Genomic DNA, 13,432 nt, shown 5'->3' on the forward strand with positions numbered 1-13,432 from the left:
ACCGTGGGCACATGCTGGTTCTGAGCCGCCGTGCCGGGGAGAGTGTCGTGCTCGGTGAGGACATCACCGTCACCGTTCTCGAAGTGCGTGGCGACGTCGTACGCATCGGCATCGATGCCCCGCGTTCGCTGAAGGTCCACCGCGCCGAGCTGCTCGCGCAGCTCGAGGAGAGCAACCGGCAGTCGGCGTCCCCCAGCGAGGACGTCGTGGCGGAGCTCTCGAAGGCCCTCGGCCGCGACCAGGACTGACCCGCTCCACCCCGCGTCATCGAAGCGCCCGCCAGCAGGCGGGCGCTTCGCTTCGGGAATATAGTTGTCATCGTCAACCTTATAGACCGTCGTGAAGAGAGAATCAGTGCCCCAGTCGCCCGCCGAGTCCGGACAGATGACCCACCGCGAGATCCTCGAGGCGCTCAGTGGGCTCCTGCTCGCGATGTTCGTCGCGATGCTCTCCAGCACCGTCGTGTCGAACGCCCTGCCGGTGATCGTCAGCGACCTCAAGGGCAGCCAGACCGGCTACACCTGGGTCGTGGTCGCCACCATGCTGGCGATGACGGCCAGCACGCCGATCTGGGGCAAGCTCTCCGACCTGTTCAGCAAGAAGCTGCTGGTGCAGCTCGCCCTGGTGATCTACATCGTGGGCTCGGTGATCGCGGCGTTCGCCCCGTCGATGGAGATCCTGATCGGCGCCCGCGTCGTCCAGGGCCTGGGGGTCGGCGGCCTCACCGCGCTGGTGCAGGTGGTCATCGCGACGATGGTCTCCCCGCGCGAGCGCGGCCGCTACTCCGGCTACATGGGTGCGGTCTTCGCGATGGCGACCGTCGGCGGGCCGCTCATCGGCGGCGTCGTGGTCGACTCCGCGCTCGGCTGGCGCGGCTGCTTCTTCATCGGCCTGCCGTTCGCGGTGATCGCCTTCTTCCTCCTGCAGAAGACCCTGCACCTCCCGGTCGTCAAGCGCCCGGTGAACATCGACTACGTCGGTGCCACCCTGATCACCGCCGGCGTCTCCACGCTGCTCGTGTGGGTCTCGCTGGCCGGCAACAACTTCGACTGGGTCTCCACCACGTCCGCCCTCCTCGTCGGGGTCGGCGTGCTGGTGCTGGTCGCGGCGGTGTACGTCGAGGCCAAGGTCGCGGTCGATCCGATCATCCCGATCCGGCTCTTCAAGGACCGCACCATCGCGCTGGCGACCGTCGCCTCGGTGATGATCGGTGTCGCGATGTTCGGCTCGACGGTCTACCTCAGCCAGTACTTCCAGATCTCGCGCGGGATGACCCCGACCGAGGCCGGCCTGATGTCGATCGCGATGGTCGGCGGCCTGTTCGTGTCGAGCGTCGTCTCCGGCCGGATCATCACCACGACCGGTCGCTGGAAGCGCTTCCTCGTCGGCGGCATGGTCTGCGTCGTCGTGGGCCTGGCGCTGCTCAGCACCATCGACGACACCACCAGCCTGGTCGCGATCGGCGGCTTCATGCTGATCCTCGGCCTCGGGCTCGGCGCCACCATGCAGAACCTCGTGCTCGCGGTGCAGAACAACGTGTCGATGTCCGACATCGGCTCGGCCAGCGCGGTCGTCGCGTTCTTCCGCTCGATGGGCGGCTCGATCGGCATCTCCGCGCTCGGCGCGGTTCTCAGCTACTCCGTCGCCGAGAAGGTCACCTCCGGGCTGGCCGCGATCGGGATCGAGACCGACGGCCACGAGAGCCACTCGGTGCCCGACATGAGCTCGCTGCCCGAGCCGGTCCGCGTCGTCTTCGAGCACGCCTTCGGGATGGCCTTCGGCGAGCTGTTCCTCATCGCCGTGCCGTTCGCGGTGGTCGCGCTGATCTGCGTGGTGCTGATCCGCGAGGTGCCGCTGCGGACGTCGAACGACGCTCCGGTCGTCGCCGCGACGACCGAGCCCGCACCCGCTAGCGTCTGAGAATGGTCTCCACGACGACAGGCCCGGCCACGCGCGCGGACCTGCTGGCCGGCCTCGACGGCGAGGTCGCTGTGATGGTGCGCCGGATCCGGCGCGTGATCGGGCAGCACGCCCGCGAAGTCCATCCGGACCTGCAGACCGCGTCGTACCTGCTGCTGGCCTGGCTCGCCAACAACGGGCCGCAGCGCGGCTCGGTCGTCGCCGACCAGCTCGGCATCGACAAGGGCGCGATCAGCCGGCAGGCCCAGCACCTCGAGGAGCTCGGCCTGCTCGACCGGTCGGCGGACCCCGACGACGGGCGGGCGATGCTGCTCGCGGCGAGCGAGGCCGCGGTCGCCCGCCTCGCGCAGATGCGAGACGAGCGCCGCCAGCACATCGGTGAGCGGCTCGGCGACTGGTCCGAGACAGACCTCGCGACGTTCGTGAACCTGCTCGGGCGCTACAACCAGGCCCTCGAGGTCCTCTAGGGCTGATTCGGAAGCCCGTGCGCCTCGCGCCTGGACCTCCGACTCAGCCGACTAGCGGAGCCAGACCGCGGTGTTCGGGGCCAGCGTGCCGTCGACCGGCCCGCTGGCCATCGCCACGTCGCCGGCCGGCAGCTCGACCGGCTCGGTCCCGCAGTTCAGCAGCGCGGTGATCGGTCCGCGGCGGAACGCGACCACGTCGTCGCCCAGCGACAGCACCTCGACGTCGTCGCCCGCGGTCGTCGCGAACGTACGACGCACCGCCAGCGCGGCCCGGTAGAACTCGAGCGTCGACCCCGGGTCGCCGGCCTCGGCCTCGGCGGTCAGCGGCGCCCAGTCGGCGGGCTGGGGCAGCCAGGGCTGGCCGCCGCCCGGTCCGAAGCCGTACGGCGCGGCGTCGCCGCTCCACGGGATCGGCACCCGGCAGCCGTCGCGGCCACCCTCGCCGGTGCGGATGAAGAACGGGTCCTGCCGGAACTCCGGCGCCACCTCGACCTCGGGCAGCCCGAGCTCCTCGCCCTGGTACAGGTAGGCCGAGCCCGGCAGCGCCAGCATGGTCAGGGTCGCCGCCTTGGCGCGGGCGAGTCCGACCTCTCCTCCGCCGTACCGCGTCATGTGGCGCACGACGTCGTGGTTGCTCAGCACCCAGGTGGGGGAGCCGCCGACCAGGCCGACGGCGTCCATGGTCCCGGTGATGACGTCGGTGAACTCCGAGGCCGACCAGCTCGCCAGCAGCCACGCGAAGTTGAAGGCCTGGCTGAACTCGCCGTCGCGGATGTACGCCGCCATCGACTCCGGCGTCTGCGTCCATGCCTCGGCGACGAACATCCGGTCGCCGTCGTACTTGGCGAGGACGTCGTGCCAGCGCCGGTAGACGTCGTGGACCTCGGGCTGGTCCCACATCGGCTCGTCGCGCACGGTCCGCTCGACCATGGGCACGTCGGCCGCGTCGCGGCCGTCGCTGCTCGGGGTCTTGCCCTCCTCGACGATCTGGTCGCGCAGGCTCTCCTCCTTGAAGAGGCCGTGCGCCACGTCGACCCGGAAGCCGTCGGCGCCGCGGTCGAGCCAGAAGCGCAGCACGTCGACGAACATGTCGCCGACCTCGGGGTTGCGCCAGTTGAGGTCGGGTTGGCTGCTGTCGAAGAGGTGCAGGTAGTACTGACCGTCCTCCACCTGGGTCCACGCGGCGCCGCCGAAGACCGACATCCAGTTGTTGGGCAGCGAGCCGTCCGGCTTCGCGTCCCGGAACATGTAGCGCTCGCGCTCGGGGCTGCCCGGCCCGGCGGCCAGTGCCTGCTGGAACCAGACGTGCTCGGACGAGGTGTGGTTGGGCACCAGGTCGACGATCACGCGGATGCCGAGCTCGTGCGCCCGCTCGATCATCGTGTCGGCGTCGGCCAGGGTGCCGAACAGCGGGTCGACGTCGCAGTAGTCCGCGACGTCGTAGCCGTGGTCGTGCTGCGGAGACGTGTAGAACGGCGAGATCCAGATGGCGTCCACGCCCAGGTCACGCAGGTAGGGCAGCCGCGAGGTGATGCCGGCCATGTCGCCGATGCCGTCACCGTTCGCGTCCGCGAAGCTGCGGGGGTAGACCTGGTACGTGACCGCGTGCCGCCACCACTCCTGGCTCGGCGCCGTCATTTGATCGTTCAAAACCATGCTCTCCATCCTAGGGCGTGGCTCTCAGTTCTCGGCCGTCGCCAGCGTCGTCCAGGGCGTGCGATCGCAAGGCGCCGGAGCGAATGTCATACCAGTTCGTATCTCGAGCGACGGCAACGCAGCGAGCGCGCGTGCTGGGCGGCGCGTGGCAAGCCATGGGACTTTGAGCCGCGGACTGGGCTCAGCCCGCGAACCGCGCGGGGTCGACCGCGATCCAGAGGTGCTCGGCGCGGCCGACCACCCGGCCGTCCGGGGCGACCAGCGCCGACGACGTGTGGGTCTTGCGTCCGTCGACCCGACCGCCGAGCCCGAGCGCCACGTGCTCGACCCCGACCTCCGGGAGTCCGTCGACCCACGCCGTCATCCGGGCGAGCACCATCAGCCGCTCCTCGAGGTCGCCCGCCCAGCCGCCGACGCAGTCCAGCGCCGCCCAGGTCGTCGCCAGGTCGGACTCGGCGGGCGTCCACGTGGCGGCGACCCGGGCCCGACCCGCCTGCGGCGGCACCTGTCCGGGGAAGATCCGCAGCCCGTCGGCGCGGTCGGTGCCGCACGAGAAGCAGGTGGGGAACGGGTGGGCGCGGAGACCGGCGTACGTCGCCTCCGCGGCGCGGGCCACGGCCGGGGCGACCGCCTCGATCTCGACCTCGGGCGCCGAGGCCGTGGCCGCCTCCGCACGGGCGACGGGGGCACCGTCGTGCGTCGCGACCGTGACGCCGTCGGCGACCGCGACGGTCATCGGCGTGTCCAGCGGCGGCGGCGCCATCAGCGAGACGGTGATCCCGGTGGCCGGGTCGGCGTCGACCAGCGCGGCGAGGGCGCCGGCGGTCCACCCGCCGTTGCCGGAGGCCGGCGGGCCGCAGAAGCGGGCGGGCACGAGCAGGTCAGGCATAGAGGGACGTTAGCCGGTGCGCCTCACTGGGTCCGATAGGACACAATGTGCGCGTGAGCGACCTGATCGACACCACGGAGATGTACCTCCGCACCATCTATGAGCTGGTCGAGGAGGGCATCGTCCCCCTGCGCGCCCGGATCGCCGAGCGCCTCCACCAGAGCGGACCGACGGTGTCGCAGACCGTGGCCCGGATGGAGCGTGACGGGCTGCTCACCGTCGAGGGCGACCGCCACCTCGAGCTCACCGACGAGGGCATGCGGCTGGCGACCCGGGTGATGCGCAAGCACCGCCTCGCGGAGCGGCTGCTGACCGACGTGATCGGCCTCGAGTGGGAGCTGGTCCACGAGGAGGCGTGCCGCTGGGAGCACGTGATGTCGGAGACGGTCGAGCGCCGGCTCCTCGAGCTGCTCGGGCACCCCACGGAGTCGCCGTACGGCAACCCGATCCCGGGTCTCGACGAGCTCGGCCAGACCGAGGTCGGCGAGGAGTTCATGGAGGGCGTCGAGTCGCTCTCGAAGGTGGCCGCGCGCGACGAGGGCCGGGTGCTGGTGCGCCGGATCTCCGAGGAGATGCAGAAGGACGAGGTCCTGATGAGCGCCCTGCGGCGCGTCGGCGCGCTGCCGGACAAGACCGTCACGGTGCTCGCCACCGACGACGGCGTGCTGGTCGGCTCGGGCGGCGAGACCGCCGAGATCGTGCCGGAGGCGGCGGACCACATCTTCGTGCGTCGCCTGTGACGGATGGGCCAACTGGCCATCAGCGCGTAGGATGTGACTCGGGTCACCAAGATTTGACGCATCTGTGGACTTCTCGTGGGCATTTTGTGGTTAACGGGTGCACAACCGGGCAATAGGTTTGCGATACGCGGTCACCAGAGACGGCGTTTCCTTGGCCAGGGACGGCCGTCACAGGGAGATTCACATGGAACTGATGGAGCTCACGGGCCCGGTCCGCGTGACCGGCGACCACATGCTGGTCATCCCGCACGGACGCACGGCGCTCCGTCGTGGCCTCGACCACGGTGAGTCCGTCGTCCTCAAGTCCGCGCAGGGCGACATGTACGCCGCGCAGGTGCTCGACATCGGCTTCGAGCCCGAGGACACCATCTACACCCTCCAGGTCGGCGCCCGGCTGCCCAAGGAGCTCGCCGAGGAGCGGATCGCCGGCCTCGACCCGAGCATCCACGACCTCGCCATGCACGAGCTCGTCGACCTGCTCGGCCAGCTGGCCCACAAGCCCGAGCTCTACCGGCTCGGCATCGGCGCCGTCTGCTGATCGGCCAGTAGCCCGAGGAACTCGCTGCAGCCGACGTCCAGCTTGTACGTCGCCAGCTCGTCGCCGCGCGTCTCGCCGCGGTTGACGATGACCACCGGCGTCCCGGCCTTCGCGGCCCGCCGCACGAACCGGAAGCCCGACATCACCGTCAGGCTCGACCCGGCCACCAGCAGCGCGCCGTCGCGCTCGGCCAGCGCGTCGACCGCGGCGTAGCACCGCTCCACGCGCGGCGCCGGCACGTTCTCGCCGAAGAACACGACGTCCGGCTTGAGGATCCCGCCGCACGCGGCGCAGTCCGGCACCACGAAGCCGGCGGTCTCCTCGAGCTCGACGTCCCCGTCGGGTCGCACCGCCACGTCGGCGTGCTGCTCGGCGTACCCGGGGTTGAGCGCGGTCAGCTGCTCCTGGAGTGCGCCGCGCGGTGACGTCGTGCGGCAGCCGAGGCAGATCACGTCCGCGATGCGGCCGTGGAGCGCCACCAGCCGCGGGCTGCCGGCGCGCTCGTGCAGGCCGTCGACGTTCTGCGTGATCAGCAGCTCGGGGTCCACGCGGACCAGCGCGTGGTGGCCGGCGTTCGGGTCGGCCCGCCGCATCCGGCCCCAGCCGAGGTGGCTGCGGGCCCAGTAGCGCTGCCGGGCGTCCGGGCCGGACACGAACTCCTGGTAGGTCATCGGCATCCGCGCCGGTGAGCCCGGGCCCCGGTAGTCGGGGATGCCCGAGTCCGTCGACAGCCCGGCGCCGGTGAGCACCACCAGCGGGCGGTCGCGCAGGAGGTCGAGCGCTTCCCTCACTCAGTCATCACCGGGCGTACCGCAGCTCGGCGCGGGCCCGGGCCTTGGCGGCCTCGACCTCGCGGTTCTTCGGCGGGGCCGTGGTGGTGAGGTCGTCGAGCAGGTGCTGCGTCAGGTGCGCGATCTCGCGGACGGCCTGGTCGAACGCGGCCTGGTTGGCCTGCGACGGCTTCGTCGTCCCGCTGACCTTGCGGACGTACTGCAGCGCGGCGGCGGTCACCTCGTCACGCGTCGCCGGCGGCTCGAAGTTGTTGAGCGGGCGGATGTTGCGGCACATGCCACGAGCGTACGTCGCGAGCCCGTCCCCAGGGACCTGCCAGAGTGGCTCGCATGTCTCGTGAGTACGACCTCGTCCTGTTCGGCGCCACCGGCTTCACCGGCGCGCTGACCGCCGAGTACCTCGCCCGGCACGCGCCGACCGGGCTGCGCTGGGCGCTCGCCGGCCGCAACCGCTCGAAGCTCGAGGCGGTGCGCGAGCGGATCGGTGCCGACGTACCGCTGCTGCACGCCGACGCCACCGACCCCGCCTCGCTCGCCGACGTGGCGGCCGCGACGCGGGTCGTGATCACCACGGTCGGGCCGTACCTCCAGCACGGCGAGCCGCTGGTGGCCGCGTGCGCCGCGGCCGGCACCGACTACGTCGACCTCACCGGCGAGCCGGAGTTCGTCGACCTCATGTACCTCGCCCACCACGAGACCGCCGAGCGCACCGGCGCCCGGATCGTGCACGCCTGCGGCTTCGACTCGATCCCGCACGACCTCGGCGCGATGCACGCCGTCCAGCAGCTCGCGGCGTCCGGGCCGGTGCGGGTCCGCGGGGTCGTCCGGGCGGAAGCGATGTTCTCCGGCGGCACGTTCCACTCCGCGATGGGCGCGTTCGCCGGCGCCCGCCGCTCGAGCGCCGTCCACCGGGAGCGCCGTTCCGCCGAGCCCCGACCCGAGGGGCGGAGGTCGCGAGCGGTCGCCGGCAAGCCGCACCGCGACCCGGAGCTCGGCTACTGGCTGCTGCCGTTGCCGACGATCGACCCGATGGTGGTCGCGCGCAGCGGCGCCGCGCTCGCGTCGTACGGCCCGGACTTCCGCTACTCGCACTTCGCCGGCATGAAGCACCTCACCTCCGCCGTCGGCGCCACCGGGCTGGTCGCCGGCATGTTCGCGACCGCCCAGGTGCCGCCGCTGCGTCGGTTCGCGCTGAGCCGGGTCAAGCAGGGCGACGGCCCCGACGAGCGCCGCCGCGCGCGGTCGTGGTTCACGGTCGACTTCGTCGCCGAGGGCGACGGCCGCACGGTCCGCACACGCGTCAGCGGCGGCGACCCCGGGTACGACGAGACCGCGAAGATGCTGGCCGAGTCCGCGCTCTGCCTGGCCCTCGACGACAACCCGTCGACCGCCGGGCAGGTCACCACGGCGCAGGCGATGGGGGAGAACCTGCTGGCGCGGCTCGTCGCGGCCGGGATCCGGTTCGAGGTGCGGTGATCTGGCCTCGGCCATTCTTGTGTGCCCCAGGCAGGAGTCGAACCTGCGACCTTTCGCCATGGGCGGAGTCGGCTGCCTCGGCCATTCTTGTGTGCCCCAGGCAGGAGTCGAACCTGCGACCTTTCGCTTAGGAGGCGGCTGCTCTATCCGCTGAGCTACTGGGGCGTGTCGGCGCACAGTGTTTCACGGCGGCAGGGCCTGTTGTGTCGCGCGGGTCGGGGTTAGGTTCGAGGGCATGGCCGGACGGATCGTGGTCGGGATCGATGGCTCGGAGCAGAGTGCCGCGGCGCTCGAGTGGGCGGTCGCCCGCGCGCTGCTCGGCGATGACGAGCTGGAGCTGGTGAACACCTACAACCTCGTGGTCCAGATGGACTTCTTCGGCTACCAGGGCATGTCGGGTCAGCAGGTGGACTGGATCGTCGACCTCTCCAAGCGGCTCCTGGAGGCCGCCGAGGCCCGGGTCCGGGAGCTCGCGCCCGACCTGGCCTGCACCGCCCGGTCGGTCTCCGGCCACCCCGCGCCGACCCTGGTCGCGGCATCGCAGGGTGCGGTGGCGCTGGTGGTGGGGAGGCGTGGCCTCGGGGGCGCGGCGAGCGCCCTGCTCGGCTCGGTGAGCAACCGGATCACCGTCGAGGCGGGTTGCCCCGTCGTGGTCGTCGGCGAGGGTCGCGTCCCGACGACCGGCCCGATCGTGGTGGGTGTCGACGGCTCGGAGTTCGGCCTCCACGCGCTCCGCTACGCCGTCGCCGAGGCATCGCTTCGGGGCACGACCGTCCGCGCGATCGCGGCGTACGACGTCCTGCACCCCGCGCTCGGCGCCGACGACGAGCTGGTCGCGCGGATGCGCGCGGGCGTCGACGCGGAGACGACCGACACGATCTCGCGCGCGCTCGGCGACGTCGACGTCGCGGTGGAGAAGATCGCGGTGGAGGGCCCTGCGGCGGAGGCGATCCTGGACCACGCGCGAGACGCGCAGCTCGTGGTCGTCGGGACGCACGGCAAGGGGCTGGTACGCCGGGTCCTGCTGGGGTCAGTGAGCCGGGCCGTGCTCAACGACGCCGAGCGGCCGGTCGCCGTGGTGGACATGCCTGCGACGTGAGAAAGGTTAGGCTAACCTAACTCGCATGCGCACTCCTTCGCCCGTCTCCCGGCGGATCTTCCTCGGCGGCTCTGTCGTCGCCACCCTCCTCGTCGCCGGCTGCGGTGAGGACGACTCGACCGCGTCCTCGGCCGACCCGACCGCGTCGACCGGCCCTTGGGTGTTCACCGACGACCGCGGCCAGCGGATCGAGCTGGCCTCCCGCCCGACCCGGATCGTCGCGTTCTCGACGCCGACCGCGGCGCTGTCCGAGATGGGCGTGACGCCGCAGGGCGTCTTCGCGTGGTCGCCGCTCGCCGACGACACCCAGCTGCGCTACACCGACCTGAGCGAGATCCAGACCGTCGGCGAGGTCTGGGGCGAGCTCGACCTGGAGGTGCTGGCCGGGCTGGCGCCGGATGTCGTGATCACCGGGTACGACCCGACCGACGGCTCGCTCTACGGCCTGACCGAGGAGCTGATCCCCAAGGTCGAGGCGATCGCCCCGATCCTCGCGGTCGACAGCACGCTCCCGCTGCTCGAGCAGTACGACCGCTTCCAGGAGCTCGGCACCGCGCTCGGTGCGGACCTCTCGCAGGCCGAGGTCCTCGACGCGCGCGAGGAGTTCAACGAGCTCAGCCAGCAGCTCGCCGCGGCGGCTGCGGCCAAGCCGGGCCTGCGGGTGATGGCGGTCAGCGCAGCCGAGGACGGCATGAACGTCGCCCAGCCCGAGCCGAACTCCGACCTGAGCTACTACGAGAGCCTCGGCCTCACCTTCGTCGTGCCCGACGGCAAGGGCATCTTCTGGTGGGAGGAGCTCAGCGGCGAGAACATCAACAAGTACGACGCCGATGTGATCCTCGTCGACATCCGGGCCGGGGAGACCGACCGCAAGGCGCTGGAGAAGCACCCGCTCTGGGCGACGCTGCCGGCGGTCGAAGCGGGACAGGTCTTCGGGTGGCACGCGTACGACCCGCCGACCTACCGCTTCTACAGCGAGGCGCTCGCCGACCTGGTCGCGGCCGTGGAGGGATCCGAGGTCGTGGCCTGAGTCACAGGGGGAGGCGGGTCGGAGCGCTGGCGTTTTGTCTCAACCATCCGCTCACAGGGACACTTAAGGATCGAGCCCTACGCTCGCCCACGTCCCCGACCCGATCCCCCGAGGTGAGTCGATGTCCGACGCTGCGCCCGAGAGCGTTCAGCCGGACTCCACCGCGCCCAAGCGGCGGGGGAAGGTGCGCAAGCGGCACACGGTCGGCAAGGTCCTGCTGGTCACGGTACTCGTCCTCGCGATGGTCACCGGACTCGGGACCATCTGGCTCTACCGGCACCTCAACAGCAACCTCAACGTCCTGGACATCGCCGACCAGCTGACGGACCAGCCCACGAAGATCGAGGTCGAGGGCCCCCAGGAGCCGCTCAACATCCTGGTCATGGGCTCCGACAGCCGCGACTGCGAGGGCTGCAACATCGACAACCTGACCGGCGGCGGTCAGCGCTCGGACACCACGATCCTGCTGCACGTGTCGGCGGATCGGCAGCGCGCGTACGGCATCAGCATCCCGCGCGACTCGATGGTCGACCGGCCCGACTGCAAGACCGAGGACGGCGAGACCATCCCGGGCGCCGACTACGTGATGTGGAACGAGGCGTTCGGCCTCGGTGGCCCCGCGTGCACCATCCAGCAGTTCCAGGAGCTGACCGACATCAAGCTCGACCACTTCGTCGTGGTGAACTTCGAGGGCTTCAAGGACATGGTCGATGCCGTCGGCGGCGTCGAGATGTGCATCCCGGAGCCGATCGCCGACCCGGCCCACGGCATCAACATCGAGGCCGGGACCCGCAAGCTCGAGGGCACCGAGGCGCTCAACTACGTCCGGGCCCGCTACACCGTCGGCAACGGCTCCGACACCGGGCGGATGAAGCGGCAGCAGGCGTTCATCGCGTCGATGACCAGTTCTGTCGTCTCCGCCGGCGTGCTGGCCCGGCCCGACCGGCTGATCCGGTTCCTCAATGCCGCGACGGCCTCGCTGACCGTGGATCCCGGCCTGAAGAACATCGTGAAGATCGCCGACCTGGGAGTGCAGTTCAAGGACACCGGGCTGGACAAGATCCAGTTCATCACGATCCCGAACATCCCCGACCCGAACGACCCGAACCGGCTGGTGTGGACCGAGCCGCAGGCGTCGGAGGTCTGGGACAAGATCGCCCACGACGAGCCGCTGACCAAGAAGCTCAGCCAGGACGTCATCAGCGCTGGGGACCTGCCCGGCTCGGGCTCCAACAACGGGCCGAAGAACGAGGCCGACTCGCAGGCCCTCGCCGACGCGGGCCTCTGCACATGACCGATCCCCGTCCCGAGACCGACTGGCAGCGGCGCAAGCGGCTGGCCGAGGTCTTCGGCGACGCGCTGCCGGAGACGACCCGCGACGAGCGCGACGACGACGCGACCGCGGGCGAGTCCGCCTCCGACACGTGGCTGCGGGAGCAGGTGCCCCCGCACCACGGCGGCTAGGGACGGCTAGGGCGTCGGGCGGCCCTGCTGGGACGCGAGCAGGTCGCGGATCTCCTGCAGCAGCTTGACGTCCTCGGGCGTGCCCGGCTCCTCGCTCGGGAAGTAGAGCTCCTTGGCCTTCGTGTACGGCGTCACGATGAAGAAGTAGACGACCGCGGAGATGACCAGGAACGAGATCACGGCCGTCAGCCAGGCGCCCACCGAGATGCCGTGCCAGAGGTACTCCGAGAAGTCGGGGACGCCACCGAGCTTGCCGATCAGGTCCATGATCACGCCGACGGTCGCGGTGACGACGGCCGCGAAGGCGCCCGCCATGATGAAGGCGACCGCGAGCTCGACGAGGTTGCCGCGGAGGATGAAGTTCTTGAATCCGGTCATGCTGCGACGCTAACCCGTGAAGGCGATCGTGATGAAGGTCCGCACCGACGCGTCGGCGATCGCGGCCACCTCGTCGGGCGGCGCGCCGACGACCACGAGCCGACCGGTGAGGCCGGAGGCGCCGACCTCGGGCTCGACGTCCGGGATCGCGAGGACCGGTACGCCGGACGCGACGACGTCGGCGCCGCCACCCTGAGGATCGGCGGCGACGAGGTCGATCCGGTCGCCGACGCGGAGCAGGCCGGCCATGCCCGCGTCGGGCAGCCGCACCGGGACCGCGGACAGGCCGGGGTACCCCTCGGTGAGCGCCGGCCCGACGAGACGTACGTCGGTGACGGGCTCGCCGGCGCGCAGGGGAGCGGCGAGGGTGCGGCCGGCCGCGTCGAAGGACAGGTCGGCCGGGACCGATCCGGGGGCGAAGTCCACCGGGGTGAGGTCGCCGGCGGACAGGACCGTCCCGGCGGGCAGGTCGCGCGCGGCGACCGGCACGGACACGTGCGGCGGGGCCGGCGCGGCAGTGGCGTGCAGCCCGGCCAGCACCGCGACCGCGGTCAGGGCGGCGGCGAGCAGCCGGCGGCGGGCGAGCACGGCCCGGCGTACCGGGCGGACGACGGAGGCGAGGCGGTCACGCATGCCTCGACGCTAGGAGAGTTCGGCCCGGCGCGAGCCGGTCCTCCACAGGCCCCCGAATGGGCTCAGTCGGAGGACGAGGACGTGCTCGCGGTCGCGGCCGGCTTCGACTCGGACTTCGTCTCGGTCTTGGTCTCGGTCTTCGTGGTGCTCGCCGACTCCGACGCGGTCGACGAGCCGCGGCTGTCGGTGCGGTAGAACCCGGAGCCCTTGAAGACGACGCCGACGGCGTTGAAGAGCTTGCGGAGCCTGCCCTGGCACTCGGGGCAGGTGGTGAGCGCGTCGTCGCTGAAGCTCTGGACCTGCTCGAAGGCGTGCCCGCACTCGGTGCAGGCGTACTGGTAAGTCGGCACT

Annotated in this window: 17 protein-coding genes and 1 tRNA gene; 10 read left to right on the plus strand and 8 right to left on the minus strand. The window is 71.3% G+C overall.

Annotation, left to right across the window (positions count from 1 at the left end; all coding sequences use genetic code 11):
* The first annotated feature begins 11 nt into the window (after positions 1-11).
* The 3 genes from csrA (at position 12) to MJ604_RS01425 (ending at position 2,387) form a co-directional block, all read left to right on the plus strand.
* Positions 12-248, plus strand: coding sequence for a carbon storage regulator CsrA (gene csrA / locus MJ604_RS01415; RefSeq protein ID WP_243056489.1), 237 nt, complete (start codon positions 12-14; stop codon positions 246-248).
* A gap of 106 nt (positions 249-354) precedes the next feature.
* On the plus strand, positions 355-1,920 hold the full coding sequence (locus MJ604_RS01420; RefSeq protein ID WP_308194103.1) for an MDR family MFS transporter: 1,566 nt from the start codon (positions 355-357) through the stop codon (positions 1,918-1,920).
* A gap of 2 nt (positions 1,921-1,922) precedes the next feature.
* Entirely contained in the window at positions 1,923-2,387 is a 465-nt protein-coding gene (locus MJ604_RS01425; RefSeq protein WP_243056490.1) for a MarR family winged helix-turn-helix transcriptional regulator, read from the plus strand.
* A 51-nt stretch (positions 2,388-2,438) separates the two neighbouring features.
* On the opposite strand, the gene MJ604_RS01430 is transcribed toward MJ604_RS01425, so the two are convergent.
* Both MJ604_RS01430 and MJ604_RS01435 read right to left on the minus strand, forming a co-directional pair.
* Positions 2,439-4,025, minus strand: a complete 1,587-nt coding sequence (locus tag MJ604_RS01430; protein WP_243056491.1) for a glycoside hydrolase family 13 protein — start codon at positions 4,023-4,025, stop codon at positions 2,439-2,441.
* A gap of 199 nt (positions 4,026-4,224) precedes the next feature.
* Positions 4,225-4,932: a hypothetical protein gene (locus MJ604_RS01435; RefSeq protein WP_243056492.1), complete on the minus strand. Its 708-nt coding sequence runs from the start codon at positions 4,930-4,932 to the stop codon at positions 4,225-4,227.
* A 53-nt stretch (positions 4,933-4,985) separates the two neighbouring features.
* Here MJ604_RS01435 and MJ604_RS01440 point away from each other — a divergent pair, with 53 nt between their 5' ends.
* Positions 4,986-5,672, plus strand: a complete 687-nt coding sequence (locus tag MJ604_RS01440) for a metal-dependent transcriptional regulator (protein WP_243056493.1) — start codon at positions 4,986-4,988, stop codon at positions 5,670-5,672.
* Positions 5,673-5,856: 184 nt separating this feature from the next.
* The gene (locus MJ604_RS01445) at positions 5,857-6,210 is read left to right on the plus strand and encodes a hypothetical protein (protein ID WP_243056494.1); all 354 of its coding nucleotides are present in this window, start codon (positions 5,857-5,859) and stop codon (positions 6,208-6,210) included.
* Here MJ604_RS01445 and MJ604_RS01450 read toward each other — a convergent pair.
* Together MJ604_RS01450 and MJ604_RS01455 are read right to left on the minus strand one after the other, a co-directional pair.
* Positions 6,180-7,001 carry an NAD-dependent protein deacetylase gene (locus tag MJ604_RS01450; protein WP_243056495.1) on the minus strand — a complete coding sequence of 274 codons (822 nt, stop codon included), beginning with the start codon at positions 6,999-7,001 and terminating at the stop codon, positions 6,180-6,182. The genes MJ604_RS01445 and MJ604_RS01450 overlap by 31 nt on opposite strands.
* 7 nt (positions 7,002-7,008) lie before the next feature.
* Positions 7,009-7,278, minus strand: coding sequence for a DUF2277 domain-containing protein (locus MJ604_RS01455; RefSeq protein WP_243056496.1), 270 nt, complete (start codon positions 7,276-7,278; stop codon positions 7,009-7,011).
* A gap of 53 nt (positions 7,279-7,331) precedes the next feature.
* On the opposite strand from MJ604_RS01455, the gene MJ604_RS01460 reads away from it, so the two are divergent.
* Positions 7,332-8,477 (plus strand): trans-acting enoyl reductase family protein, encoded by a 1,146-nt coding sequence (locus MJ604_RS01460; protein ID WP_243056497.1) that lies wholly within the window; start codon positions 7,332-7,334, stop codon positions 8,475-8,477.
* Positions 8,478-8,569: 92 nt separating this feature from the next.
* Here MJ604_RS01460 and MJ604_RS01465 read toward each other — a convergent pair.
* Positions 8,570-8,642: transfer RNA gene (locus MJ604_RS01465), tRNA-Arg, on the minus strand.
* A gap of 70 nt (positions 8,643-8,712) precedes the next feature.
* On the opposite strand from MJ604_RS01465, the gene MJ604_RS01470 reads away from it, so the two are divergent.
* The 4 genes from MJ604_RS01470 to MJ604_RS01485 all read left to right on the plus strand — a co-directional run bounded on the left by MJ604_RS01470 (position 8,713) and on the right by MJ604_RS01485 (position 12,070).
* On the plus strand, positions 8,713-9,576 hold the full coding sequence (locus MJ604_RS01470; RefSeq protein WP_243056498.1) for a universal stress protein: 864 nt from the start codon (positions 8,713-8,715) through the stop codon (positions 9,574-9,576).
* A gap of 25 nt (positions 9,577-9,601) precedes the next feature.
* Complete coding sequence (locus tag MJ604_RS01475; RefSeq protein ID WP_243056499.1) at positions 9,602-10,606, plus strand: ABC transporter substrate-binding protein; 1,005 nt, start codon at positions 9,602-9,604, stop codon at positions 10,604-10,606.
* A gap of 121 nt (positions 10,607-10,727) precedes the next feature.
* Positions 10,728-11,900 carry an LCP family protein gene (locus MJ604_RS01480; protein ID WP_243056500.1) on the plus strand — a complete coding sequence of 391 codons (1,173 nt, stop codon included), beginning with the start codon at positions 10,728-10,730 and terminating at the stop codon, positions 11,898-11,900.
* On the plus strand, positions 11,897-12,070 hold the full coding sequence (locus MJ604_RS01485) for a hypothetical protein (protein WP_243056501.1): 174 nt from the start codon (positions 11,897-11,899) through the stop codon (positions 12,068-12,070). The genes MJ604_RS01480 and MJ604_RS01485 overlap by 4 nt, the downstream gene beginning before the upstream one ends.
* Before the next feature lie 6 nt (positions 12,071-12,076).
* Here the strand turns inward: MJ604_RS01485 and MJ604_RS01490 are convergent, their stop codons facing one another.
* From MJ604_RS01490 to MJ604_RS01500, 3 genes are all read right to left on the minus strand, one after another.
* Positions 12,077-12,448 carry an MscL family protein gene (locus tag MJ604_RS01490; RefSeq protein ID WP_243056502.1) on the minus strand — a complete coding sequence of 124 codons (372 nt, stop codon included), beginning with the start codon at positions 12,446-12,448 and terminating at the stop codon, positions 12,077-12,079.
* A 9-nt stretch (positions 12,449-12,457) separates the two neighbouring features.
* Entirely contained in the window at positions 12,458-13,081 is a 624-nt protein-coding gene (locus MJ604_RS01495; protein ID WP_243056503.1) for an SAF domain-containing protein, read from the minus strand.
* A gap of 62 nt (positions 13,082-13,143) precedes the next feature.
* Positions 13,144-13,431 (minus strand): FmdB family zinc ribbon protein, encoded by a 288-nt coding sequence (locus MJ604_RS01500; RefSeq protein WP_243056504.1) that lies wholly within the window; start codon positions 13,429-13,431, stop codon positions 13,144-13,146.
* Position 13,432: the final 1 nt, after the last annotated feature.

Origin of the sequence: Nocardioides sp. SR21, assembly GCF_022761125.1 — a bacterium.
GTDB lineage: Bacteria > Actinomycetota > Actinomycetes > Propionibacteriales > Nocardioidaceae > Nocardioides.